This is a genomic window from Microbacterium sp. GXF7504 (assembly GCF_054798235.1).
In genome coordinates, this window is record NZ_JBSJZI010000005.1 from 83,140 (window position 1) to 106,093 (window position 22,954).

Below are 22,954 nucleotides of genomic sequence, written 5' to 3' on the forward strand. Positions count from 1 at the left end.
CGCCGGCGTCAGAGCGCTACCGCGGTCTCCTGCCGCACGACGCTCGGGCCGTCCGTGCCGGCGACGACGTGCACCTTCGCGGCGATCTGCTCCTGCATCGCCTCGACGTGGCTGATGACGCCGACCGTGCGCCCGCCGGCGCGGAGCTGGTCGAGGGTGCGCATCGCCAGTTCGAGGGTCTCGGCGTCGAGCGAGCCGAAGCCCTCGTCGATGAACAGCGTGTCGAGCCGGATGCCGCCGGCCCGGGCGGTGACGACCTCGGCGAGGCCGAGCGCGAGCGCGAGGGACGCGAGGAAGGTCTCGCCACCGGAGAGCGACTGCGGGGGCCGGGTGCGGCCGGTGTGCGCGTCGAGCACCTCGATGCCGAGGCCCGACGCCCGCCCGTGCGAGGCGAGCGCGTCGGAGTGCAGCAGGGTGTAGCGTCCGGCGGACATCTCCGCGAGACGGAGGTTGGCGGCCGCGACGATCTCCTCGAGCTCGGCGGCGAGCACGAACGTCTCGAGGTCCATCTTCATGGTGTTGGGCACGCGCCCGGCGACGGTGTCGGCGAGGCGGGTGACGGCCTCGGCCTCGGCCGTCTGCGCGGCGACGGCGGCATGGGCGGCGTCGATGCGCTCGAGCAGGTCGCGCAGGGCGGCGACCCGGCTGCGTGCGCCCTCCTCCGCGGCGATCGCGTCGGAGCGGACGGCGTCCGCGGTGGCGAGTGCGGCTGCGGACGCGTCGACGTCGACGGCGGCGTCGTCGGTGCCGGCGAGTTCGAGTTCGAGGTCGAGGAGGCGCTGGCGGGTCGCTGCGGTGTCGGCGAGGTGCGCCGCGATCCGGGCGTCGAGCCGCTCCCGTTCGGCCCGGTCGAGGAGGGCGGCCCGGACCGCGCCGGCGTCGGCGAAGTCCGTCGCGGCGAGGGCGTCGTCGGCCCGCGCCCGCGCCTCGCGCAGGGTGTCGACGGCGCGTTCGGCGTCGCGGGTCGCCGTGACGAGCGCCTGCGCCGCGTCCCGCACGCGCGTGCCGGCGGCGATCCGGTCGGCGACGGTGTCATGGGTCCCGCGCGCCTCGGTCACGGCGGTGGTCGCGGCGGCCAGTCGTTCCCGGGCGGTGGCCTCGCGCTCGCGTGCGTCGGCCTGCCGTACGGCGAGCCGGGTCAGCGAGTCGGCGACCACGTCCTGCTGTGCGACGAGGTCGGCGCGCGCGGACAGGAGGCGCTCGCGTTCGGTCGCGGCGTCGTCCGCGGCCTGCAGCGCCTCGGCGGCGGCGGCGAGGTCGGCGTCGAGGTCGGCGACGGTCCGCCCGCCCGCGCGCGCCTGCGCGGCGGCGAGCGCGTCGCGTGCCTGCCGTGCGGCGTCGGCGGCCTCGCGTTCGGCGGCCGCGGCGGCGTCGCGCTCGGCCTCGGCCGCGGCGAACTGCTCGTCGGTGACGGGGTCGGCGCCGCCGGCGGCGGGATGCGGGTGCTCGGCGCCGCCGCACACCGGGCACGGCTCGCCGGGCACGAGCGCTGCGGCGAGCTCGCCGGCGTATCCGTCGAGTCGTCGGCGCAGCAGTGCCGCGACCGCACCGGATGCGGTCTGCGAGGCCTCGGCGGCGGTGCGGTAGGCGCGGTCGGCGTCGTGCGCGCGCGCCGCGAGGGTCTCGGCCTCGACGGCCGCGGCGCGCTGCGCCTGCAGCCGGGTGTGGTGTTCGCGGGCGGCCTCGATGCCGCCGGCGGCGAGCGCCGTCTCGGCGATGCGGGCGTCGAGCGCGGTGAGTTCGTCCGGGATCTGCGCACCGAGCCGCTGCAGCTCGGCGAGCGCCGCGGCCGCGTCCGCGACATCGCGGACGGCGTCGTCCGCCTCCCGCGTCAGCGCCGGCAGCGCCTGCTCCTGCGTCCTCGCCGTCTCCCACACCGCCAGCGCCCCGCCGAGGCGTTCGGCGACGGCTTCGGGGTCGTCGTCGGGCGCCTCGGCGGTCCGCATCCAGGTGGTCTGCGCCGTCTCCAGCGCCATGACGGCGCCGGCTGCGGCGAGCTCCGCGCGCTCCACCTCGGCGAGCACGGCCCGCACCGTCTCGGCGGCGCGCGCGGCACGGAGCCGTTCGGTGTCCGCGGCGACGGCGGCGGCGTCGGCCTCGAGCGCCGCGAGCGTCTCTCGGGCACGGACAAGCTCCCCCTGCGCCTTCGCGAGCGCGGTGAGGCGGGCGTGTTCGGCCGCGGCCAGGGCGTGCGCCTCGTCGGCCTGCGCGCGGGTCTGCACCGCGGCGTCCGCCCGGTAGGCCGCGCGCTGCAGCGCCTGGTCCGCGGCGGCGATGCGCTCGGCGAGCGTCGTCGGTGCCGGCGCCTCGGCCGGTGCGTCCGCCCCGACGCCGGATGCGGCGAGGTCGTCCTCGATGAGCCGTTCGGCCACCTCGACGAGGGTCCGCACCTCGGCACCGGCCTCCTCGAGCCGGCGCTGCGCCTGGCGCCGCCGCTCCTCGAGCGCCTCGCGGTACTGCTCGAACCGGCGGCTGTCGAACAGGGTGCGCAGCAGCGCCTGCCGGTCCTTGTTCTCGGCGAGCAGGAACCGCGAGAAGCGGTTCTGGGCGAGGAGGATCACCTGCTGGAACTGGGTCTGGTTGAGCCCCACGATCTCGTCGAGGAGCAGCGCGACGTCGCGCGGGCGCGCGGCACGGCCGACCCAGACGCCGTCGACATCCTCCTCCAGTTCGGCCCGCGCGGGCTCCGGGGTGAGGCCGCCGCCCCGCTTGGCCGGTCGCTGGTACTCGGGCGCCCGGGTGACCCGCCACCGGCGCTCCCCCACCGTGAACTCGAGCCGGACCGAGGTCGGGTCGCCGGGTTCGCAGTAGTCGCTGCGCAGACGCTTCTCGCCGCCGTCGTAGCGCGGCACGCCGCCGTAGAGCGCGAACACGACACCGTCGAGGATGCTGGACTTGCCCGCCCCGGTGCGCCCGGCGATGAGGAAGATGCCCTCGCCCAGGAACGCGTCGAAGTCGACGCACTGGCGGTCGCGGAACGGGCCGAACCCGGTCAGTTCGATGCGGTGCAGCCTCATGCCCGCGCCTCCGCGGCGGTGCGTTCGTCGAGCAGGTCGCGCAGCAGGTCGCGTTCGCGGTCGGAGGGGCCCTCGCCCTGTCTGACGTGCGTGAGGAACGCGTCGAGCAGTTCGGCGTCGCTGCGTGCGGCGCGCACCCGTTCGGCGTAGCTGCGGGTCGCGGCGGCGGCGCGCTCGGCCGGCGCGTGCACCACGACGGCGCAGTGCGGGAACCGCGCCTGCAACCTGCGCATCGCCTCGCGCTCGGGCAGGGCGTCGGTGTACTCGGCCTGCACCCACGCGTCGGCGTGGACGTCGAAGCGCGGATCGTCGAGGAGGTCGGCCATGGGCGCGCGGAGCGTCACGAGCGGCCGCGGCACCGGCAGCTCGAGCCACTCCGCCGCCACCGCGCCGTCGGCCGCGAGGTCGACGAGCCAGGCGCCGCGCGGCTTGTCGCCCTCGCCGAAGCTGTAGTGCAGCGGTGCCCCGCAGTAGCGGACGCGGTCCTCGAGCGCCTGCCGGCCGTGGATGTGGCCGAGCGCGACGTAGTCGATCCCGTCGAAGACACGGGTCGGGACGACGTCGAGGCCGCCCTGCTGGATGTCGCGTTCGAGTTGCGGGGTGGGTTCCACACCGGCGGTGAAGCAGTGGGCCATGACGACGGAGCGGCCGCCGCGCTCGGCGAGGTCGGCGGCGACGAGCCCCATGGCGTGCGCGACGGCGGCCTCCTGCGTGCGGACGCCCTGCCACTCGTGGCGCAGCAGCGCGGGCTCGAGGTACGGGATGCCGTACACGTGCACCGGGCCGTCGGCATCCGTCACGGTCACCGGCTCCGCCAGCGCCCGGGGGTCGGTGCGCACGTGGATGCCCTCGCGGAGCAGCCGCGACTGGAACCCGAGCCTGGCGGCGGAGTCGTGGTTGCCGCTGGTGACGACGACGACGGCGCCCGTCTCGCGCAGCGCGACGAGGGTGTCGGTGAGCAGCGTGTAGCAGTCGGCCGACGGCGTCGGGGAGTCGAAGACGTCGCCGGCGACGAGGACCAGGTCGACGTCGTTCGCGCGCACCTGCTCGACCAGCGCCGTCAGCACCCCGCGCAGCGCGTCCAGCGTCGAGTGCCCGTGGAAGGTGCGACCGATGTGCCAGTCGGACGTGTGCAGGATGCGCATGCCCTCACGGTAGATCGGGCCTCCGACATGCCCCGGCAGGCCCGCCACGGGCCGGAAACATTCACGGCGTACCGTGGAGGACATCATGGCTCTCATCGACGTCTGCGTCGTCTACATCCAGCGCACCCGTGACGGGGTGCCGGAGGTGCTGCTCGGGTACAAGCGCACCGGCCTCGGGCTCGGGCGCGTGGTCGGCATCGGCGGCAAGGTGGAGCCCGGGGAGAGCGTCGCCGAGGCGGCCGTCCGCGAGGTGCGGGAGGAGACGGGCCTCACGATCGCCGCCGCCGACCTCGTCCCGGTGGGCGTGCTCGACTACCACTTCCCCGCCCGCCCCGACTACTCGCAGCGCTCGCACGTCTTCGTCTGCCGGACGTTCGAGGGGGAGCCGGTCGAGACCGACGAGATCGTGCCGGCCTGGTTCGCGGTCGACGAGGTGCCCTACGAGCGGATGTGGGACGACGCCGCCCGCTGGCTGCCCGGGGTCCTGCGCGGGGGCCGCATCACCGCATCCGGCTACACGTTCGGGGACGACCTGGCCACGGTCGTCGCCGAGACCCCGACGATCGGCGTGTGAGGCCGGGTACGGTCGGAGGATGACCGTCCCACGCCCCGACGACGACGCGCTCCGGTACGCCTTCGACCACGACGGGGCGACCCTCGTCGTCGAGGAGCAGGGCGCCGGCCGCCGCGTGTTCGTCCTCGTCCACGGGATCGGCATGGGGCGCACCGTGTTCGCCGGACTCGTGCCGGAGCTCATCCCGCACGGCCGCGTGATCGCGGTCGACCAGCCGGGCTACGGCGAGGCGCCCGAGCCGCCGCGCACCCCCACGATGGCGCGGACGGCGGACCTGGTCGCGGCGCTCCTGCGCGCACGGGCGCGCCCGGATGCGGACGAGATCGTCGTGATCGGGCACTCGATGGGCACGCAGGTCGCCGTCGAGCTGGCGGCCCGGCATCCGATGCTCGTCGACCGCCTCGTGCTGCTCGCACCGACGGTCGACGTCGCCGCGCGCACCGCGCCGGCGCAGCTGCTGCGGCTGGGACGCGATCTGTTCGCGGAGAGCCCGAAGGTGCTCGTGGTCGGCGCCCGGGAGTACCTGCGGGCCGGACCGAACCTCCGTCGCAAGCTCAAGGCGATGCTCTCGCACCGCCCGGAGGACGCCTACCCGAGGGTGCAGGCGCCGACCCTCGTCGTCCGCGGCGAGGGCGATGTGGTCTGTCCGCGGCCCTGGTGCGCCTCGGTCGTCTCCCGGATCCCGGACGCGCGGCTCGCGGAGATCCCCGGGCACGGCCACGAGACGATGATCCGCGACGCCCGGCCGACCGCCTCGCTCGTGCTCGGCTTCATCGGCGCGGGCGCGCCCTCAGCCCTCCCGGACCCGGCCGACCGCTGAGGCGATGAGGGCGTCGTCGAACGGCACGCCGCTCTGCTCGAACCGCTGCCGCAGCACGTCGGCGATGCGCCGTTCGCCCTTGTCGCCCACGTCGATGCGGGTCTGCGCGATGATCCCGTCGATCCGGTCCTGGTCGTCGACGGGATGCATGTCCATGACCGGCTCGTCCTGCTCGTGCTCGCTCATCGGTCCTCCCCGGGTGCGAGGTCGGGGTCCGCGCCCTTCGACGGCTCGTCGCTCGTGACCTCGTCGCTGGTGACCAGATCGGGCGAGTCGGTGGCGGCCGCGTCCTGCTCGGCGGTCTCCTGGTCTGCGGTGGCGCCGTCCTCCCAGCCTCCGGCGGGATCGGCGTCGATGACGCCCTCGGGCAGATCGGCATCTGACATGGCGGTTCCTCTCGTCGGGATCCCCAGCCTGACGCCGCGGCTGACACCGCCCGAGGGGATTGACCCCGCCGCGCCGCGGGTCTAGGACGCGGCGCCGCGCCCGGCGTCGCGATCGCGGGCGATCTGCCCCGCGACCACCTGGGCGCCGCTGCCGAGCAGGGCCCGGCGCCAGGGCAGCGTGCCCTCGATCTCGATCTGGATGGAGATGGAGAGCACGGTCCGGATGACGACGATGATGCCGAGGATGAGGGCGTCCTCGAGCGAGGGCTTGGAGGTGATCGTGCGGATGAGGTCCGCGGCGACGAGCACCTCGAGGCCCAGAAGGATCGCGCCGCCGAGGCTCGTCCGCAGCGTCTGGAACGCGGTGCGCCCGCCCTCGCCCCGGCGGAGCGCCCGGAGGCCGAACCAGACCGCGACGAAGAACCCGACCACCATGACGGCGGCGCCGACGCACTCGAACCCCACGGCGACGGCGCTGAAGACCGATTCCATGCGGTCAGTGTAGGGGCGCGGTCCCGCCGACGCCCGGGTCAGGCGGAGGCGCGGTCCTGCAGGATGCCGGCGCGGTGCGGGTGGGCCGCGAACCAGTCCGCGACGTACCAGCAGACCGGGATGACGAGCCGGTCGCCGCGTGCCTCCAGGTGGGCGACGGCGCGGTCGACGAGTTCACCCGCGTACCCGTGTCCGCGGTACGTCGGGATCGTGTAGGCGCGGGTCATGGCGACGGTGCGGCCGTCGTCGCGGTAGTCCAGCACGCTGACCAGTGCGTCGCCGCGGTGCAGCGTGTAGCGCGAGGCGTCGGGCTCGTCCGTGAAGCGCAGGTCGTCGGTCACCGCACCAGGGTACGCCGCCCACGGATGCCCGGCTCCGGATGCGGACACCGCCGCCCCGGGCCGTCACAATCCGTCACACAAGCCGCCACCGGGGCCTCCGGTTTGACGGAATGTGACGACGGCGTGGATAATCGGGCGCATGACCGACTTCGCACGCTCTCTGTCCGCCCTGGAGGCGAACGGGACGACCGGCATCATGGCCGGGCGCGTCGTCATGTGTTGTCGAATGTGCCGCTGAATCGGTGAACCCGCCGGATACGGCCGCTGCGTCTGCATCACAGCCGCCGATCCCCCGCTCCGCAGCGTCACGCGCGGAGTCGCGCACCCAGCCCGACCCAGGGCTTGCTGACAACAGCTCGGACCACACGGTCCCCACCGCCGCAAGGACTCGCATCATGTCGACCACCGCCCTCCTCAACCGTCCCGCCGCCACCCGCCCGGACCTGCGTCTCGTCCCCCGCGCCGCGGAGCCCGAGGCCCCCGCCGCCCCCGCCGAGCGCAACATCCCCGCCGGCACCGCGCCCCGCGGCTTCGCCCTCTACGTCGGCATCGACGAGGCGAAGGCGGCCGCATCCGGCGTCTCGCTCGGCGTGCTCGTCGAGGCGCTGCGCCGCACCCTCCACGACCTGGCCCCCGAGGCCGAGACCTACGCGACCGTCGCCCTCGCTCCGGCCGGCGCCGGCGGCCGCGATGTCGACGTCGTCCGCCTCGCCCTGCACGAGCCGTCCGCGGTCGCCCGCACGAAGCCCGAGATCGAGGTCGAGGAGCGCGCCGAGGCCGGCGTCGTCGTCGACATCTCCCGCAAGCGGGTGCTCATCGACGGCGAGTCCGCGTCGTTCACGTTCAAGGAGTTCGAGCTGCTGCAGTACCTCGTGCTCCGCGAGGGCCGCACCATCGAGCGGGCCGAGCTCGTCTCGTCGCTCTGGGCCCCCGACGGCGACGAGGTCCCGGGCGAGCGCACGATCGACGTGCACGTGCGGCGCCTCCGCGCGAAGCTCGGCCGGTTCGAGGACATCGTCCGCACCGTCCGCGGCGTCGGGTACCGCTTCGACCGGCACGCCGACGTCGTCATCCGCTACGGCCACGGCACCCCCTCCCCCGACCGCTTCTGACCCGCCCTCCCAGCCCGATGTCGGTGGTGCCGACGTAGGGTTGCCGGGTGGAGCAGGTGAGGACCATCACGCGCGGCCTCGAAGCCGAGTACCGTCCGCGTCGCCCGCTCGACCTGCACCGCACGGTCCTCGTGCAACGGCGCGGGGCCCACGACCCGACCCTGTATGTCGACGGACCGGTGGTCTGGCGGGCCTCCCGCACCCCGCTCGGCGTCGCGACGATCGCGCTGCGCGCCGCCGGTGACACCGTCCGCGCGGCAGCGTGGGGCCCGGGCGCCGAGTGGACGCTCGCGCAGCTTCCCGCCCTCTGCGGCGCGGAGGACGCCCCCGACGGCTTCGATCCGTCCCGGCACCCGCTCGTCGCCGCCGCCCATCACCGCAACCCGGGCCTGCGCCTCAGCCGCACCGACCTCGTCTTCGACGCCCTCGCCGGCGCGATCTTCGAGCAGAAGGTGACCGGGCTGCAGGCGTTCGGCGCCTGGCGCCGCATCGTCACCCGGCATGGCGAGCGCGCCCCCGGCCCGACGCCGCGCGCCATGTTCGCACCCCCTTCCGTCGACGGCTGGCGCCGCATCCCCTCGTGGGACTGGCATCGCGCCGGACTCGAACCACCCCAGTCGCGCGCGGTCGTCCGCGCGGCGGAACGGGCGGGGTCCCTCGTCCGTGCCCTCGCGGAGCGCCCCGCCGACCGTGAGCGGATCCTCACCAGCCTCCCGGGCATCGGCCCGTGGACCTCGGCCGAGACCCGCATCCGCGCCTACGGCGACCCGGACGCCGTGAGCGTCGGCGACTACCACCTCGCCCATCAGGTCGGCTACGCGCTGACCGGGCACCGCACCGACGACGACGGGATGCTGGAACTGCTCGCGCCGTGGGCGGGGCACCGGCAGCGGGTGATCCGCCTGCTGGGGCTCAGCGGCGTGCACGAACCGCGCCGGGGCGCCCGGCTGCATCCGGAGGACCACCGGTCCCGCTGACCCGTTGCGCACGCACCGGCACCGGCGCACACTGTCGGTGCGTCGCACCCGGCGGCGCCTGACGATCGGGGACCGCGATGCTGCACCTGAACCCGTATTTGTCCTTCCGCACCGAGGCGAGGGAGGCGATGGAGTTCTACCGCTCGGTCCTCGGCGGCGAGCTGGAGATCAGCACCTTCGCCGACTACCCCGACAGCGGTCTGAGCACCGAGCAGCAGTCGCTCGTCATGCACGCGCAGCTCACGACCGAGGACGGCCTCGTGCTGATGGGGTCGGACACCCCGCCGGGGATGCCGTTCGCCGAGCCGTCCGGCATCACCGTCTCGCTCTCCGGCGACGACGGCGAGCGACTGCAGCGATGCTGGGACGCGCTGGCCGAGGGCGGCACCGTCACCCTCCCCTACGACACCCCGCCGTGGGGCGGACGGTTCGGGATGGTCACCGACCGGTTCGGGGTGCCGTGGATGGTCGCGTCCGACTGACCGGCCCCCGTACGCTGAGTGCATGGCGACCTCTGACACCGGCTGGCCGCGCGGCCGCACCACCTGGATCCTCGGCACCGCGGTCCTGCTCGCGGGCGGCATCCTGGTCGGCATCCTCCTCGGCAGCGTCCTCATGGGCCTGTTCATCGCCGCCATCGTCTCGATCGGCTGGCTCATCGCGTACGAGTCCTGGCGGGGCCGCAACGTCGGCATCTACGACCGCGACGACGACGGCGCGCAGCTCTGACGGGTCCCGGGACCACGCCCATGAGGATCGCCGTCGCCGGAGGCACGGGTCTGCTGGGCCAGAAGACGGTCGCGGCGGTCGCACGACGGGGGCATGAACCGGTCGTGCTGGCCCGCTCGACCGGCGTCGACCTGCTCACCGGCGCCGGGGCGGCCCGCGCGCTCGACGGCGTCGACGCGGTCGTGGACGCACTCGGCGTCGCGACGCTCGACGCCGCCCGTGCGGTGGACTTCTTCGAGCGCACCACCCGGTCGCTGCTGATCGCCGAGGAGGTGGCCGAGGTGCCGCATCACGTCGCCGTCTCCATCGTCGGGGTCGACCGGGCGCCCTACGGCTACTACGCGGGCAAGATGGCGCAGGAGCGGATCCTCGCCTCCGGCCCCGTGCCCTGGACGATCCTCCGCGCCACCCAGTTCCACGAGTTCGCTCGGCAGATGTACGTCCGTGCCCGCGTCGGCCCGCTGCATCTGGCCCCCCGGATGCGGACGCAGCCCGTATCGGCCGACGAGGTCGCCGACCGGCTCGTCACCCTCGCGGAGCGGCCCGCCGCCGGTCGGGCGCGGGATCTCGCGGGGCCCCGGGAGGAGTCGCTCGTGGAGATGGTCCGCGCCTACGCGAGGTCGCGCGGGCGACGAGGGTGGATCCCCGCCGTCTCGATGCCCGGCGAGCTCGGGCGGGCGCAGCGGGACGGGCGACTGCTCCCGGATGCGGACAGCGACCGCGGCACGCAGACGTTCGCGCAGTGGCTGGCCGGCTGACTCAGTACTCCTCGTGGGTCTCGGGGTCGCCGTCCCAGAGGCGACCGCGTTCCAGACCGCTGAGCGCGGCCATGTCGTCGTCCGTGAGCGAGAACCCGAACACGTCCGCGTTCTCCCGCTGACGGGTCGGGTCGGCGGACTTCGGGATCGGCGTCGTCCCCAGCTGCACGTGCCAGCGCAGCACCGCCTGCGTCGGACTCACCCCGTGCCGTGCCGCGACCTCCTGCACCACCTGCTCCGACAGCAGCTCGCTGCGGCGGGCGAGCGGGCTCCAGCTCTGCGTGCGGATGTCGTTGCGCGCGTGGAAGGCGCGGAGCGCGCCCTGCGGGAAGTACGGATGGAGCTCGACCTGGTTCACCGCCGGCACGACGCCGGTCTCGTCGATGAGTCGCGTCAGCATCCCCTCGGTGAAGTTCGAGACGCCGATGGAGGTGACCAGCCCCTCCTCCTGCAGCGCGATCATCCCGCGCCAGGTGTCGAGGTAGCGGTCCTGACTCGGGTTGGGCCAATGGATGAGGTACAGGTCGATGCGTTCGAGGCCGAGCCGCTCCAGGGAGCCGCGCGCGCTCGCGATGACCTCGTCGTGCCCGTGGTCGCGTCCGGGGACCTTCGTGGCCACCAGCAGCTCGTCGCGGTCGAGGCCGCAGGTGCGGACCGCCTCGCCGACCTCGCGCTCGTTCTCGTAGTTCACCGCGGTGTCCAGCAGCCGGTAGCCGGTGTCGATCGCCGCGCGCACGGCGGCGACGCCGTCCGGTCCGGTGAGCTTGTACGTGCCGAGGCCGAGCTCGGGGAAGGCGGTGCCGTCGTTCAGGGTGACCGTGGGGATCGTGACCATGTGCTCCATCCTGCTGCGCCCACAGGCCGGGTGGAACCACCGCAGCCCGGCGCGGCGCCCAATACGATGGCCCGATGACCGACGCCCACCTCGTCCCGCTCGATTCCGCCCCGCCGGGAGAGGCCGCCCTGCAGCTGACCGGACTCGTCAAGCGGTTCGGCGAGAAGACCGCGGTGGCCGATCTCGACCTGACCGTCCCGACCGGCTCGTTCTACGGCCTCGTCGGGCCGAACGGCGCAGGCAAGACCACCACCCTGTCGATGGCCACGGGGCTCCTGCGCCCCGACGCCGGCACCGCCGTGCTCCACGGCGTCGACGTGTGGCGCGACCCGGTGCGGGCGAAGGGCATGATCGGCAACCTCGCCGACGGCGTACGCCTGTTCGACCGGCTCACCGGCGAACAGCTCATCACCTACACCGCCATGATGTTCGGACTCGCCCGCGACGAGATCGGCCGCCGCACCGCGGACCTCCTCGCCCTCATGGACCTCACGGAGGCCGCGGGAACCCCGGTCGTCGACTACTCCGCCGGCATGACGAAGAAGGTCGCGCTCGCCTGCGCACTCGTCCACGCACCCCGGGTCCTCGTGCTCGACGAGCCGTTCGAGTCGGTCGACCCCGTCTCGGCCGCGAACATCGAGGACGTGCTGCGCGGCTACGTCGGCAGCGGCGGCACCGTCATCGTCTCCAGCCACTCGATGGACCTGGTGCAGCGCATGTGCGACCACGTCGCCGTCATCGCGCACGGGCGCGTGCTCGCCGCCGGCACGGTGGACGAGGTGCGCGGCGGACAGAGCCTGCAGGACCGCTTCGTCGACCTCGTCGGCGGCCGTCACCGTTCGGAGGGCCCGGAGTGGTTGCGACTCTCCTGAGGCTGCGGTTCCGCGTCCTCGGCAATCAGCTGGGCTCGAGCGTCTGGCAGCTCATCGGCTTCGTGCTCGGGATGCTGTGGGCCGTCGCCGCGCTGTTCCTCGTGTGGGCCGGCCTCATCGCCGCCGGGTTCGGCGGGCTCGAGGTCGTGACGAACGTCGTGACCGGCGCCGGTGCGGTGCTGCTGCTGGGCTGGGTGATCGGTCCGGTGCTCCTCACGGGTGTCGACACCACGCTCGACCCCGACCGGCTCGCCCCGTTCCCCATCTCCACCGACCGGATGATGGTCGCGCTGACCGCCGCCGGACTCACCGGCGTGCCGGGCATCGCGACCTCCCTCGGCGCGCTCGCGATCATCCCGGCGTTCGGCCGTTGGCCGCTGGCCGCCGTGGCCGCCGTCCCGGCGGTGGTGCTCGGGGTGCTCACCTGCGTGCTCGCGTCGCGCCTGGTCGCCTCGCTCATGAGCGGCGCCGGCGGCAACCGACGGGTGCGCGAGATCATCGGCGGCATCGCCTTCCTCCTGCTCGTCCTGGTCGGCCCGATCATCGCGGGTGTCACCGGTCTCCTGCGCGCCGGCAGCGGCCCCGACCCGTTCGCGTCGGTCCAGGCGGTCGTGTCCGCGGTGTCGTGGACGCCGCTCGCGGCCGCCTGGGCGGTCCCGGGGGAGGTCGCCGCGGGCGCCTGGCTCGTGGCCCTCGCGAAGGCGGCGATCGCCGTCGCGACCCCGGCACTGCTGTGGTGGCTGTGGCGCCGCATCCTCGTCGCCTCGCAGGGCGCACCGGTGCAGCGCGCCGGCCGCCGGGTCAAGCAGGGCAGGCTCGGCTGGTTCGGCCGACTGCCGAGCGGCCCGGTCGGCGGATCCTGGGCGCGGTCGCAGACGTACTGGCTGCACGACCCGCGGTACCTGCGGCAGCTGATCGCGGTGCCCGTCTTCCCGGTGCTGATCCTCTTCTACTCCGGCTGGGACGTGCAGAGCCCGGTGTTCGCGTTCTCGGCGGTGCTCATCGCGTTCGTCTTCGGCGTGGTCCCGTACGTGGACGTCTCCTACGACGGCACGGCCTTCGCATCCGTGCTCGCCACGGGCGTGCGCGGCCGCGCCGACCGAGCGGGCCGGATGCTGGCCGCATCCGTCATCGGGGTGCCGCTGCTCGTCCTGGTCGCACTCGTCACGGTCGGGCTCTCCGGTGAGTGGGCGCTCCTGCCCGCAGTGCTCGGGGCGAGCATCGGCCTCCTGCTGACCGGGTTCGGCGTGTGCGCGGTGAGCTCGGCGCTGCTGGTCGTCCCGGTGGCGGCGCCCGGCGACAGCCCGTTCAAGCGGGTGCCGGGCACGAACGCGCTCATGGGGCTCATGATGTTCCTGGTCTGGCTCATCATCCTCGTGCTCGGCTCACCCGCGGTCGTCCTCGCGGTGGTCGCGGCGGTCACCGGCGCGACGCTGTTCGGCTGGCTGGCGCTGGCCGTCGGACTCGTCCTGGGCACGGTGTTCCTCGTCGCCGGCGTCCTCGTCGGCGGCCGGGTCTTCGACCGCACGGCCCCGGACCTGCTCCTGCGACTGCGGTCGATGCAGAACGCCTGACCGGCTCCCGGCTCGGGAGCCCTCCGGGGTCCCGGGCCGGGACCGTCAGCCCAGCAGGCGCTCGAGCACGCGGATGACGCCGTGCTCGGTGTTCGCGGGCGCCCGGAAGCGGGCCCGCGCGGCGACGTCAGGGTGCGCGTTGGCCATCGCGAACGAGTGCGCGGCCGCATCCATCATCTCGAGGTCGTTGAGGTAGTCCCCGAACACGACGGTCTGCTCGGGGGTGACGCCCAGCGCGTCCTGCAGGCGGCGGAGGGCCGCCCCCTTGTTCACCCCGCTGTTCATCACGTCGACCCAGTGGTGGCCGGACACGACGACCTGGTGGGTGCGGGCGACGTCGGCGAGCGCGGGCGCGACCCCCTGCTCGGCACCGCCGAAGTCGAAGACCGCGATCTTGATGATCTCGTCGTCCACCGCGTCGAGGTCGGCGACCTCCGCCAGCCGCGCGTAGTACCGGTCGGCCTCGCTGCGGAACGCCTCATCGGTGCGCTCGATGTAGGCCGACCGCTTGCCGCACAGCACGATGCCGACATCGAGCGGCAGCGCGCGGACGGTCGCGGTCACGTCGCGGACGACCGCGCGGTCCATCGGGTCGGCGCTGAGCTCTTCGTCGCGGCGCATCACGAGGGTGCCGTTCTCGGCGATGAAGACCATGTCGTCGCCGTGGGCGCCGAACTCGCGGCGCAGCGTCGCGTACTGCCGGCCGCTGGCGGGTGCGAAGGCGATGCCGCGGTCGCGGAGGTCGTCGAGCATCGGCCACAGCGCCTCCGGCACGCGGCCTTCGCCGTCGAGCAGGGTGCCGTCCATGTCGACGGCGATGAGGCGGATGTCGGGGCGCGGGTCGGGCAGCAGCATCCCTCCATCCTCCCCCGTCTGCCCTGGGCGTCCGCCCGGCGCGCATCCGGTCAGGATGCGGCGGCGTAGGCCTCGGTGAGGCGTCGGTACGCGCGCGAGCAGAACGCGAGCAGCACCAGCAGGAACGTGAGCAGCCCGGCGATCACGAACACGAGCGCGATCCCACGGGCGTCGCCGTCGCCGAGCAGCCACCCGAAGGCGTCCCGTCCCGCATCCGTCTCCATGAACGGGATGAGCCAGAACTGCGCGATCGGCCCGATGAGGTAGGCGGAGATCGGGGATGCGGCGGACTCGACGCTCGCGGCGAAGCCGAAGACGCGTCCCTGGGTCTCGTACGGCACGACCTTCTGCACGATCGTCTGCTCGGCAGCCTCGGCCGCGGGCATGAGCGCCATGAAGATGAGGATGCCGAGGATGTACAGCCAGCCCCACTCGCGCAGGGTGAAGCCGACCCCGAGCACGGCGACGCCGACGTTCACGAGCAGGAGGGTGCGCACCGGCTTCGGGCCGAGGCCGAACCGGGCGACGACCGCGCCGCCGATGATGAAGCCGACGCTCGTCACGCCCAAGATGATCCCCCACGCCTCGACCGAGAACAGGGTCAGCCCGTACGGGTCCATGAGCGCCATGAACACCCCGCCGACGAGGTTGTTGAACGTGGTGAACAGGATGAGGGCCATGAGCCCCGGGACGGCCCGGATGGCGGTGATCACGCCGCGGAACTCGATGCGGCTGCGACCGGCGGCCGGGTCGCGCACGACGCCGCGCTCGGGGATCGGTACGAACAGCAGGTGCACGAACGCGAGCCCCGTCATCGCGATCGCGATGAGCACCGTCGGCCCCATGCCGAGCAGGCCGATCGACAGCCCGGAGAAGACGCTCGTGACCATGAACGCGATGCCCTGCACGGTGCCGACGAGTCCGTTCGCGCGGTCGCGGCGGTCGGCGGGCACGAGCAGGGTCACGGTGGTCGACAGCGCGATGTTGCGGAGGTTCTCCACCACCCCGCCCACGAGGATCACCCCGGCGAACAGCCAGAACCACGGTCCGCCCCAGTCGACCAGCACGGCCTCGGGGAAGGCGAGGAACAGCGCGCCCGCCAGCAGGTAGGTGGCGAGGGTGACGATGCTCGAGAGGAGCATCACCGCCTTCTTCTTCATGTGGTCGACGATCGCGCCGAACACGATGCCGAAGACCGCGACGAGCAGCATGTAGCTGCCGCCGATGATGGAGGTCGCCAGCACCGACCGCGTCTCCAGGTACGCCCAGAAGGTGAGTCCGAACCACAGGTACGACGTGGTCACGTTGGCGACGAGCGTGTTCAGCAGCACCTGGTGGAACGCGCGGACGGTCGCCGGCCCCGGCGGGTCCTGTCCCGGGGCGCCTGCCGTCACCGGCACGTCGGGCGCGCCGGGATGCGGCGGCAGCTGCGAAGGGTCGGTCACGGTCGGCTCCGGGGGACGGGGACGGGTCCATCATGACGCCGGGGACCGACACCGTCGAGAGCCCGGACGGACGCGGACCGGCACGATCCCGCCGCCGGGATTCGGGAAAACCCGAATCACACCGTCGGGCTGGCTCGGCTGCCCCGGCACCGCCCCCGGCAATACCGTGAACGTCATGACCACTGCACCTTCCCCCGCCGACGCGACGGCCGCCCCGACGGCCCGCCGCTTCGCGCCGGTCCCGCTGCTCGGCGCGATCGCCCAGCTCGCCGCGCTCGGGGTCGTCGGCCCCGTCGTGTTCGGCATCCTGTTCACCCTCCTCGGCGTCGGCGTCGGCCTCGTCCCGGTGATCGGCATCGGCCTCATCGTGCTGATCGGCCTCGTGTACGCGCTGTTCGCGCTGGCCTGGCTCGAGTACGCGCGGGTCGACGGGCTGTACGGCATCGGCCTCCCCCGCCTCCGGCTGCGCCCCTCCGCGGGGTCCGGCTTCGGCGGCTTCCTCCGCACGGTCGGCCGTCAGCTCGGCGACGGACCGATGTGGCGGGGCGTCGGCAGCGCCGCGCTCTCGACCGTGCTCGGCCTCGTCGTGCTGCCGCTGCTGAGCCTGTTCGCCTCGGCGATCGCGCTGGCCTTCGCGCCCCTCTACGCCGACGGCGGCACCGGCCGCGTCGCCACCGAGGGCATCGCGCGCGTCTTCCGCACCGGCTTCGACGTCCCCCTCGTGTGGGCCCCGGTCGTCGGCGTGCTCACCGCCGTGCTCTCGCTCGCCGCGGTCGTCGCGATCGCGCTGCTGCACGGCGTGCTCACCCGCGGCATCCTCGTCCCCTCCCGCGAGGCGGTGCTCGCCGCGCAGGCGCAGGTGTCGGAGGAGCGCCGCGAGGGCGCCGTGCGCGCGGCCGACGTCGAGCGCACCCGCATCGAGCGCGACCTGCACGACGGCGTCCAGCCGCGACTGGTCTCGGTCGGCATGACGCTGGGCCTGGCCAAGCAGAAGATCGACGACGACCCGGCCGCCGCGCGGGCGCTCATCGAGGAGGCGCACACCTCCACGAAGGCCGCGATCACGGAGCTGCGGCAGCTCGCCCGCGGCATCCACGCGTCGGTGCTCGACGACCGCGGCCTCGACGCGGCGCTGTCCGCCCTCGCCGCGCGCTCGCACGTGCCCGTCGCGCTGGACGTCCGCATCGACGGCCGCTGCAGCCGCACCGCGGAGACCGCCGTGTACTTCGCGATCGCCGAGTCGCTCACGAACGCCGCGAAGCACTCGCGCGCCTCGGAGACCCGGGTGCTCGTGCGTCGCCGGGAGGACGGGACCCTGTGGGCCCGTGTCGAGGACAACGGCATCGGCGGCGCGAAGGTGCTCCCGGGCGGCGGCCTCGACGGCATCACCAACCGCGTGCTCGCCGCCGGCGGCACCGTCCGTCTCGACAGCCCCGCCGGGGGCCCGACCGCCCTGGAGGTGAGCGTCCCGTGCGCATCCTGATCTGTGAGGACTCCGTGCTCCTGCGCGAAGGCCTCGTGCGGCTCCTCGCCGACGCCGGCCACGAGATCGTCGCCGCGCTCCCCGACGCCTCGGCCCTCGACGACACCGTCGCCCGCACCGCCCCCGAGCTGTGCATCCTCGACGTGCGGCTGCCGCCGACGTTCACGAACGAGGGCATCCTCGCCGCGCTGCGGCTGCGCGCCGCGGCACCGGAGCTGCCCGTGCTCGTGCTGTCCCAGTACGTCGAGGAGCGCTACGCCAGCGACCTCATCACCGGCGGCGGCGGCGCCCTCGGCTACCTGCTGAAGGACCGCGTCGCCGACGTCGCCGAGTTCGTCGAGACCGTGGACCGCATCGGCCGCGGCGCGACCGTGCTCGACCCGGAGGTGGTGGCGCAGCTGCTGAACCGTCGCACCCGCGACGAGCGGATGCGGCGCCTCACCGAACGCGAGTCGACCGTGCTCGCGCTCATCGCCGAGGGCAAGTCCAACCAGGCGATCGCCGCCACCCTGTTCCTGTCGGAGGCGTCGGTGGAGAAGCACATCACCGCCATCTTCCAGAAGCTCGAGCTCGAGCCCGACGAGTCCGGCAACCGCCGCGTCCTCGCCGCCCTCGCCCACGTCGAGCACGGCGGCACCCCCGCCGGCGAGACCCGCACCCATCCCGGAGACCACGCATGACCACCGCATCAGTCACCCCGCCGCCCCCGTCCACCCCGACCCCGCCGCCACCGGCCGCACCCCGTCGCTCCGGCCCGAAGGTCGTCGCGATCCTCACGATCGTCCTCGGTGCCGCGATCGTGCTCGGCACCGTCGTCACCGCCGTCGTCGGCTCGGTCGCCGCGACCGCCGGCCGGGTCACCGAGACCCGGTCCCTCGCGGTCGCGGGCGTGACCGAGCTGCAACTCGACGCGGGCGCCGCCGACGTCACCGTCCAGTTCGACGACGTCGACGAGGCGAGCCTGCGGGTCGTCGAGGGCGCCGGCGCCTGGATCTTCGAGGTCTCCGGCGACACCCTGCGCGTCGCGACCCCGCACCGGCCGTTCTTCGGCTGGCTGTTCGGCGACAACGGCCGCGCCGTGCTGACCCTGCCGGCATCGCTCGAGGGCGCCGACGCGTCGCTCGCGCTGGGGGCGGGCAGTCTCCACGCCGACGGCACGTTCGGCGAGCTCGAGGTCGACCTGTCCGCCGGTGACCTCGACGTCTCCGGGGCGGCGTCCTCGCTCGACCTGGAGGTGAGCGCCGGCAGCGCCGACGTGGAGCTCGCCGACGTCGCCGACGCGGACCTGAGACTGTCGGCCGGCGACACCGTCGTCCGGCTGACGGGCGCTGCGCCCCGCGAGGTCGAGGTCGACGTGAGCGCAGGCGGGCTCGACCTGTTCCTCCCCGACGTCGCCTACGCCGTGCAGTCGGACGTGTCCGCCGGGCGCCTCGACGCCGGCGCGATGCGGACCGACTCCGCCGCATCCCGGACCGTCACGGTCACCCTCTCCGCCGGCGACGTGACGATCCGCCCCATCCCCTGATCACCGCACCGCGAGTGGGCGCTCGTGGCGGGTTCCGGCCTCGGAATCCCCGCCACGAGTGCCCGTTCGCGCGTCAGTCGAGGGGGGCGACGTCCACCGAGACGTGCAGGGTCGAGCGCTTGGCCTCGGTGAAGATGACGCCCTTCACGGGCGGCACGTCGCCGTAGTCCCGGCCCCAGGCGACCGTGACATGACGCTCCGCGACCCACATGTCGTTCGTGGGGTCGAACGCGAGCCACTCGTCGGTGCCGGGCAGCCACACCGCCACCCAGGCGTGCGAGGCGTCGGCGCCGACCATCCGTTCCTTGCCGGGCGGGGGCTGGGTCGCGAGATACCCGCTCACGTAGCGCGCGGCCACGCCGTGACCGCGCAGTCCGGCGAGCGCGAGGTGCGCGAAGTCCTGGCACACCCCGGCGCGCGCCGCGAGCACGTCCGACACGGTGCTGGTGACGGTCGTGGCCGTGCTGTCGTACCGGAAGTCGGTCTTGATCCGGTGCATGAGCTCGCCGACCGCCTCACGGACGGGCCGGCCGGGTGTGAGGGATGCGGCCGCGTACGCGGTGGCCTCGGGCACGAGCCGGACCTTCGGCGAGGCGATCGCGAACTCGGCGGCGGCCCAGGCGTGCGGGGCGTCGGGATGCCGAAGGGGCCGCGCCTGCTCCCACGGCGCCTCGAGCGCCGCCGGGTCATGGTCGGTGGGGACGACGTCGACGTCGGTCACGGCCTCGATCACGAGCCGGTCGTGCGGTTCCGTGACGTGGAAGTACACGCCGTCGTTGCCCGCCGCGTCGACGTGCCGGCCGAGGTCGCCCGGGACCGGCTCGATCGTGAGCCGGTGGTCGCTCGTGCGCTGCCAGTCCAGCGCCCGGGGCGTGACGTGGGCACTGCCGTAACTGGAGGTCACCTCGGCGTCGTAGGTGTACTCGGTGCGGTGCGTGACGCGGTACCTCATGCGTCCGTCTCCTCGGCGTCCAGCGCGAGCGGCTGCGCCGGCGGACCGCTCTCGACGTGCACCTGCAGGACCGCGTCGGAGACCCGCTGGGTCTGGTCCACGAGGTCGTCGAGGAACGCCGCGAGCACCGGCCGGACACCGTCCGCCTCCGCCAGCAGGTCGTCGATCCGCACCGCGGCGAGGGATTCGCGGAGGTCGTCCACGAGCCGCTCGGGCCGGCTCGAGCCGGTCGAGGTGGGGAGGGCGGCGAGGTGCTCGCCCACCCGCGCGAGCGCGAACGCGGCGGAGCGGGGGTTCGCCGCATCCGTGAGCAGGAGCTCGAGCGCACCGGCGGCACGCGCACCGCCGCGGTTGCGTCGCCGGTGGGTGACGGCGCTCTCGGCGGCCATGAGCACGGCCTCGAGCACCGCGCGCTCGGCCGCGGGCGTCCGGGCCGCGGTGACCGTCGCCCGCAGCAGCAGACCCACCTGCAGCGCACGCTCCAGCGATCGGCCGAGTTCGATCATGTGCCAGCCCGGGTCCTGGATCATGTTCGCCGTGACGCCCTGCAAGGACAGCACGCCCGTGAGCATGCGCCCGGCGGCATCCGGGACCCCCTGCGCGTGGCGGGAGAGCCGCAGCACACGACCCGCGCGCTCCACGGCGGCGAACACGCGCCAGGTGTCGTTCGAGAGCTGGTCGCGCACCCCCTCCAGCGCGTCGCGGAGCCGCTCGAACGCGTGCGCGGCGCCGCCCTCGCGTGCCGTGTCCAGCAGCACGGAGCGCAGCTCGTCGCCGAGGCGGTCGTGCCGGCGGCCGGCGAGGAGGGTGACCGCGGCACGGATCGCGTCCCGCGCGCGGTCCGCCGAGACCACGTCGAGCCGGTCGGTGAGGCCGTCGGCGGTGAGCACGAGCCGGAGCATGTCCTCGGCGCGTTCGGCGTACCGCCCGGCCCAGAACAGGTCGGCGAGCGCGCGGGGGCCGACGGCCGGCGTGAGCGCGTCGAGGGTCGGGACGGCGAGGTCGCCGAGCCCCTGGTCGGGGTCGTCGGCCGCGGCCTTCAGCACCCACACGTCCTTCGTGACCGGCGCGGGACCGGTCGTGCCGGCGACGGTGGCGAGCCCGCCGATGAGCGGGCGGGTGACCGAGCCGTCCGACACGGCGAAGGTGCGCAGGGTCACCTGGCGGGAGACGACCGCCTTGCCGCCCGACCAGGTCGGCGCCTGCGACAGCGGCAGCAGTTCGCGGCCGACGTACCGATGGGGCTCGTCGAGCACGCGGGCACGCACCTCGTCGGCCGGGAGCGCCGCCAGGTGGGCGGTGCGGCCGTCGATCCGCCGGATGCTGAGGGTCTCGCCGCCGATCCCGTCGAGGATGCGGGCGAGCCCCTCGTCGTCGCCGCCCCACCAGGTGGGGACGGACGGCAGCCGGAGCTGTTCGCCGAGGAGCCGCTCGCACAGCGCAGGGAGGAACGGCATGAGCGCCGGGTTCTCGAGCACGCCGGCGCCGAGCCCGTTGACGATCGCCACGTTGCCGCGACGGACGGCCTCCACGAGTCCGGGCAGGCCGAGGCGGGAGCCGGCGCGGAGCTCGAGCGGGTCGCACCATTCGGCGTCGACGCGGCGGAGGATGACGTCGACCCGCTCCTCGGGGGCACGCCGCGGATAGCCCGACGGCTTCATCCACACGGTGCCGTCACGGAGCACGAGGTCGTCACCCTGCACGAGCGGGAAGCCGAGCGCGTTGGCGAGGAAGGCCTGGTCGAACGCGGTCTCGGAGTGCGGGCCCGGCGAGAGCACCACGATCCGCGGATCGGTGACGCCGGTCGGCGCCGCCTGCAGCAGGGCCGTCCGCACCGCGGCCACGTACGGCTCCATGCGGTGCAGCGGGGTCTCCTGCGCGAGGTCGGGGAGCACGCGGGAGATGACGCGGCGGTTCTCCATCGCGAAGCCGAGGCCGGACGGCGCCTGCACCCGGTCGGCGAGCACCCGCCACTCCCCCTCGGCGTCCCGGCCGAGGTCGGCGCCGGAGAGCACGAGCCGGTGCGCGGAGGCGGGTGCGGCGCCGACGAGCGGACGTACGAAGCCGGTGTGGGAGAACACGGCGGCCGCGGGCACGACCCGCTCGGCCAGCATCCGCTGCGCCCCGTACAGGTCGGCCAGTAGCGCGTTCAGGAGTTCGTGGCGCTGCGCGAGCCCGACCTCGAGCCGCGACCATTCCCCGGCGTCGAGCACGAGCGGCACCGGGTCGAGTCCCCACGGGATGCTGCCCGCATCCGGATGCTCGTAGGTGACGCCGTCGTCGGCCAGCAGCGTCGCGATCTCGTCGTCGACGCGGCGCAGCTCGTCCGCGGTCAGCTCGTACGCGGACGCGGCGAGCGGCTTCCAGGCGGCACGCAGCGCGCCGTCACCGTCGACGACCTCGTCGTACCGGGGCGCGGCGATGCCGGGCAGGGGCAGGGTGGGCGACGCCAGCGATGCGGCGTACGTTCGCAGCAGACTCACGCGACGACGGCCCCTCGGACACCCGTCGGGTGCGGGAACGGAGACTGCGGCACGCCTCCATGCTGACATGCCGGGGCCGCCGGTCCCGCATCGACGCCCTCTGTCGGCGTCGTGCCGGACGTGCCAGCATCGAGGCTGTGACCGTCGACGCCGCGCGCCTCCGCGACCTGGCACTGCTGCGCCGGGTGCGCGACCGGATCGACCGCGAGTACGCGGAGCCGCTGAACGTGGAGGCCCTCGCAGCCGGCGTGCACATGTCCGCCGGGCACCTCAGCCGTCGGTTCAAGGCCGAGTTCGGCGAGTCGCCGTACGCCTACCTCATGACCCGCCGGGTGGAGCGGGCGATGACGCTGCTGCGCACGAGCGACCGCACGGTCACCGACATCTGCCACGCCGTGGGCTGCGGGTCGCTCGGCACGTTCTCCACCCGCTTCACCGAACTCGTGGGGGTGCCGCCGACCGTGTACCGCGAGCGCGGCGCCCGCCCCGCGCCGGGCATGCCGCCGTGCATCGTGCGGCAGGTGTCCAGACCGGTCAGGATTCGAGAAGCCACCGGCGCCGGCCGTGACTAGCGTGACG

The 22,954-nt window shown here is 74.1% G+C and carries 24 protein-coding genes; 13 read left to right on the plus strand and 11 right to left on the minus strand.

Going from position 1 to position 22,954, the window contains the following annotated elements; genetic code table 11:
* Positions 1-8 precede the first annotated feature (8 nt).
* Positions 9-3,017, minus strand: coding sequence for an AAA family ATPase (locus ACWAUO_RS12805; RefSeq protein WP_460775931.1), 3,009 nt, complete (start codon positions 3,015-3,017; stop codon positions 9-11).
* On the minus strand, positions 3,014-4,162 hold the full coding sequence (locus ACWAUO_RS12810; RefSeq protein ID WP_460775932.1) for an exonuclease SbcCD subunit D: 1,149 nt from the start codon (positions 4,160-4,162) through the stop codon (positions 3,014-3,016). The genes ACWAUO_RS12805 and ACWAUO_RS12810 overlap by 4 nt, the downstream gene beginning before the upstream one ends.
* A gap of 85 nt (positions 4,163-4,247) precedes the next feature.
* Here ACWAUO_RS12810 and ACWAUO_RS12815 point away from each other — a divergent pair, with 85 nt between their 5' ends.
* Both ACWAUO_RS12815 and ACWAUO_RS12820 read left to right on the plus strand, forming a co-directional pair.
* Complete coding sequence (locus tag ACWAUO_RS12815; protein ID WP_460775934.1) at positions 4,248-4,736, plus strand: 8-oxo-dGTP diphosphatase; 489 nt, start codon at positions 4,248-4,250, stop codon at positions 4,734-4,736.
* A gap of 19 nt (positions 4,737-4,755) precedes the next feature.
* Positions 4,756-5,556 (plus strand): alpha/beta fold hydrolase, encoded by an 801-nt coding sequence (locus ACWAUO_RS12820; protein ID WP_460775935.1) that lies wholly within the window; start codon positions 4,756-4,758, stop codon positions 5,554-5,556.
* Here ACWAUO_RS12820 and ACWAUO_RS12825 read toward each other — a convergent pair.
* From ACWAUO_RS12825 to ACWAUO_RS12840, 4 genes are all read right to left on the minus strand, one after another.
* Positions 5,527-5,742 (minus strand): hypothetical protein, encoded by a 216-nt coding sequence (locus tag ACWAUO_RS12825; protein ID WP_460775937.1) that lies wholly within the window; start codon positions 5,740-5,742, stop codon positions 5,527-5,529. The two genes, ACWAUO_RS12820 and ACWAUO_RS12825, sit on opposite strands and share 30 nt — an antisense overlap.
* On the minus strand, positions 5,739-5,942 hold the full coding sequence (locus tag ACWAUO_RS12830; RefSeq protein WP_460775938.1) for a hypothetical protein: 204 nt from the start codon (positions 5,940-5,942) through the stop codon (positions 5,739-5,741). The genes ACWAUO_RS12825 and ACWAUO_RS12830 overlap by 4 nt, the downstream gene beginning before the upstream one ends.
* A gap of 81 nt (positions 5,943-6,023) precedes the next feature.
* Positions 6,024-6,434 carry a DUF1622 domain-containing protein gene (locus ACWAUO_RS12835; protein ID WP_460775940.1) on the minus strand — a complete coding sequence of 137 codons (411 nt, stop codon included), beginning with the start codon at positions 6,432-6,434 and terminating at the stop codon, positions 6,024-6,026.
* A gap of 38 nt (positions 6,435-6,472) precedes the next feature.
* Positions 6,473-6,775 (minus strand): GNAT family N-acetyltransferase, encoded by a 303-nt coding sequence (locus tag ACWAUO_RS12840; RefSeq protein WP_460775942.1) that lies wholly within the window; start codon positions 6,773-6,775, stop codon positions 6,473-6,475.
* Positions 6,776-7,170: 395 nt separating this feature from the next.
* Here ACWAUO_RS12840 and ACWAUO_RS12845 point away from each other — a divergent pair, with 395 nt between their 5' ends.
* The 5 genes from ACWAUO_RS12845 to ACWAUO_RS12865 all read left to right on the plus strand — a co-directional run bounded on the left by ACWAUO_RS12845 (position 7,171) and on the right by ACWAUO_RS12865 (position 10,351).
* Positions 7,171-7,887: a winged helix-turn-helix domain-containing protein gene (locus tag ACWAUO_RS12845; protein ID WP_460775943.1), complete on the plus strand. Its 717-nt coding sequence runs from the start codon at positions 7,171-7,173 to the stop codon at positions 7,885-7,887.
* Positions 7,888-7,934: 47 nt separating this feature from the next.
* Positions 7,935-8,864: a DNA-3-methyladenine glycosylase family protein gene (locus ACWAUO_RS12850; RefSeq protein WP_460775944.1), complete on the plus strand. Its 930-nt coding sequence runs from the start codon at positions 7,935-7,937 to the stop codon at positions 8,862-8,864.
* Positions 8,865-8,941: 77 nt separating this feature from the next.
* Positions 8,942-9,346 (plus strand): VOC family protein, encoded by a 405-nt coding sequence (locus ACWAUO_RS12855; RefSeq protein WP_460775946.1) that lies wholly within the window; start codon positions 8,942-8,944, stop codon positions 9,344-9,346.
* A gap of 22 nt (positions 9,347-9,368) precedes the next feature.
* Positions 9,369-9,593 (plus strand): hypothetical protein, encoded by a 225-nt coding sequence (locus ACWAUO_RS12860; RefSeq protein WP_460775947.1) that lies wholly within the window; start codon positions 9,369-9,371, stop codon positions 9,591-9,593.
* 20 nt (positions 9,594-9,613) lie between these two features.
* The gene (locus ACWAUO_RS12865; protein ID WP_460775949.1) at positions 9,614-10,351 is read left to right on the plus strand and encodes an SDR family oxidoreductase; all 738 of its coding nucleotides are present in this window, start codon (positions 9,614-9,616) and stop codon (positions 10,349-10,351) included.
* A gap of 1 nt (position 10,352) precedes the next feature.
* On the opposite strand, the gene ACWAUO_RS12870 is transcribed toward ACWAUO_RS12865, so the two are convergent.
* Positions 10,353-11,186 carry an aldo/keto reductase gene (locus tag ACWAUO_RS12870; protein ID WP_460775950.1) on the minus strand — a complete coding sequence of 278 codons (834 nt, stop codon included), beginning with the start codon at positions 11,184-11,186 and terminating at the stop codon, positions 10,353-10,355.
* Between the two features lie 74 nt (positions 11,187-11,260).
* Between ACWAUO_RS12870 and ACWAUO_RS12875 the strand changes: the two genes are divergently transcribed.
* Together ACWAUO_RS12875 and ACWAUO_RS12880 are read left to right on the plus strand one after the other, a co-directional pair.
* Entirely contained in the window at positions 11,261-12,058 is a 798-nt protein-coding gene (locus ACWAUO_RS12875) for an ABC transporter ATP-binding protein (RefSeq protein WP_460775952.1), read from the plus strand.
* Complete coding sequence (locus ACWAUO_RS12880) at positions 12,040-13,632, plus strand: hypothetical protein (protein ID WP_460775953.1); 1,593 nt, start codon at positions 12,040-12,042, stop codon at positions 13,630-13,632. Before ACWAUO_RS12875 ends, ACWAUO_RS12880 begins: the two co-directional genes overlap by 19 nt.
* A gap of 45 nt (positions 13,633-13,677) precedes the next feature.
* Here ACWAUO_RS12880 and ACWAUO_RS12885 read toward each other — a convergent pair whose 3' ends face one another.
* Together ACWAUO_RS12885 and ACWAUO_RS12890 are read right to left on the minus strand one after the other, a co-directional pair.
* Positions 13,678-14,487 carry a Cof-type HAD-IIB family hydrolase gene (locus tag ACWAUO_RS12885; protein ID WP_460775955.1) on the minus strand — a complete coding sequence of 270 codons (810 nt, stop codon included), beginning with the start codon at positions 14,485-14,487 and terminating at the stop codon, positions 13,678-13,680.
* A 50-nt stretch (positions 14,488-14,537) separates the two neighbouring features.
* Positions 14,538-15,881, minus strand: coding sequence for an MFS transporter (locus ACWAUO_RS12890; protein WP_460776234.1), 1,344 nt, complete (start codon positions 15,879-15,881; stop codon positions 14,538-14,540).
* 226 nt (positions 15,882-16,107) lie between these two features.
* Between ACWAUO_RS12890 and ACWAUO_RS12895 the strand changes: the two genes are divergently transcribed.
* Genes ACWAUO_RS12895 through ACWAUO_RS12905 form a run of 3 tightly spaced genes read left to right on the plus strand, consistent with a single transcriptional unit; the run spans position 16,108 to position 18,940 of the window.
* Positions 16,108-17,415, plus strand: coding sequence for a sensor histidine kinase (locus tag ACWAUO_RS12895; protein ID WP_460775956.1), 1,308 nt, complete (start codon positions 16,108-16,110; stop codon positions 17,413-17,415).
* The gene (locus tag ACWAUO_RS12900) at positions 17,403-18,095 is read left to right on the plus strand and encodes a response regulator transcription factor (RefSeq protein WP_460775958.1); all 693 of its coding nucleotides are present in this window, start codon (positions 17,403-17,405) and stop codon (positions 18,093-18,095) included. The genes ACWAUO_RS12895 and ACWAUO_RS12900 overlap by 13 nt, the downstream gene beginning before the upstream one ends.
* On the plus strand, positions 18,092-18,940 hold the full coding sequence (locus ACWAUO_RS12905; protein WP_460775959.1) for a DUF4097 family beta strand repeat-containing protein: 849 nt from the start codon (positions 18,092-18,094) through the stop codon (positions 18,938-18,940). Before ACWAUO_RS12900 ends, ACWAUO_RS12905 begins: the two co-directional genes overlap by 4 nt.
* Before the next feature lie 73 nt (positions 18,941-19,013).
* Here the strand turns inward: ACWAUO_RS12905 and ACWAUO_RS12910 are convergent, their stop codons facing one another.
* Both ACWAUO_RS12910 and ACWAUO_RS12915 read right to left on the minus strand, forming a co-directional pair.
* Positions 19,014-19,892 carry a transglutaminase family protein gene (locus tag ACWAUO_RS12910; RefSeq protein WP_460775961.1) on the minus strand — a complete coding sequence of 293 codons (879 nt, stop codon included), beginning with the start codon at positions 19,890-19,892 and terminating at the stop codon, positions 19,014-19,016.
* A complete protein-coding gene (locus ACWAUO_RS12915; protein WP_460775962.1) occupies positions 19,889-22,375 on the minus strand; it encodes a circularly permuted type 2 ATP-grasp protein in 2,487 nt (828 codons plus the stop codon). Before ACWAUO_RS12915 ends, ACWAUO_RS12910 begins: the two co-directional genes overlap by 4 nt.
* Before the next feature lie 128 nt (positions 22,376-22,503).
* Here ACWAUO_RS12915 and ACWAUO_RS12920 point away from each other — a divergent pair, with 128 nt between their 5' ends.
* Positions 22,504-22,947, plus strand: coding sequence for a helix-turn-helix transcriptional regulator (locus ACWAUO_RS12920; protein ID WP_460776235.1), 444 nt, complete (start codon positions 22,504-22,506; stop codon positions 22,945-22,947).
* Positions 22,948-22,954 lie beyond the last annotated feature (7 nt).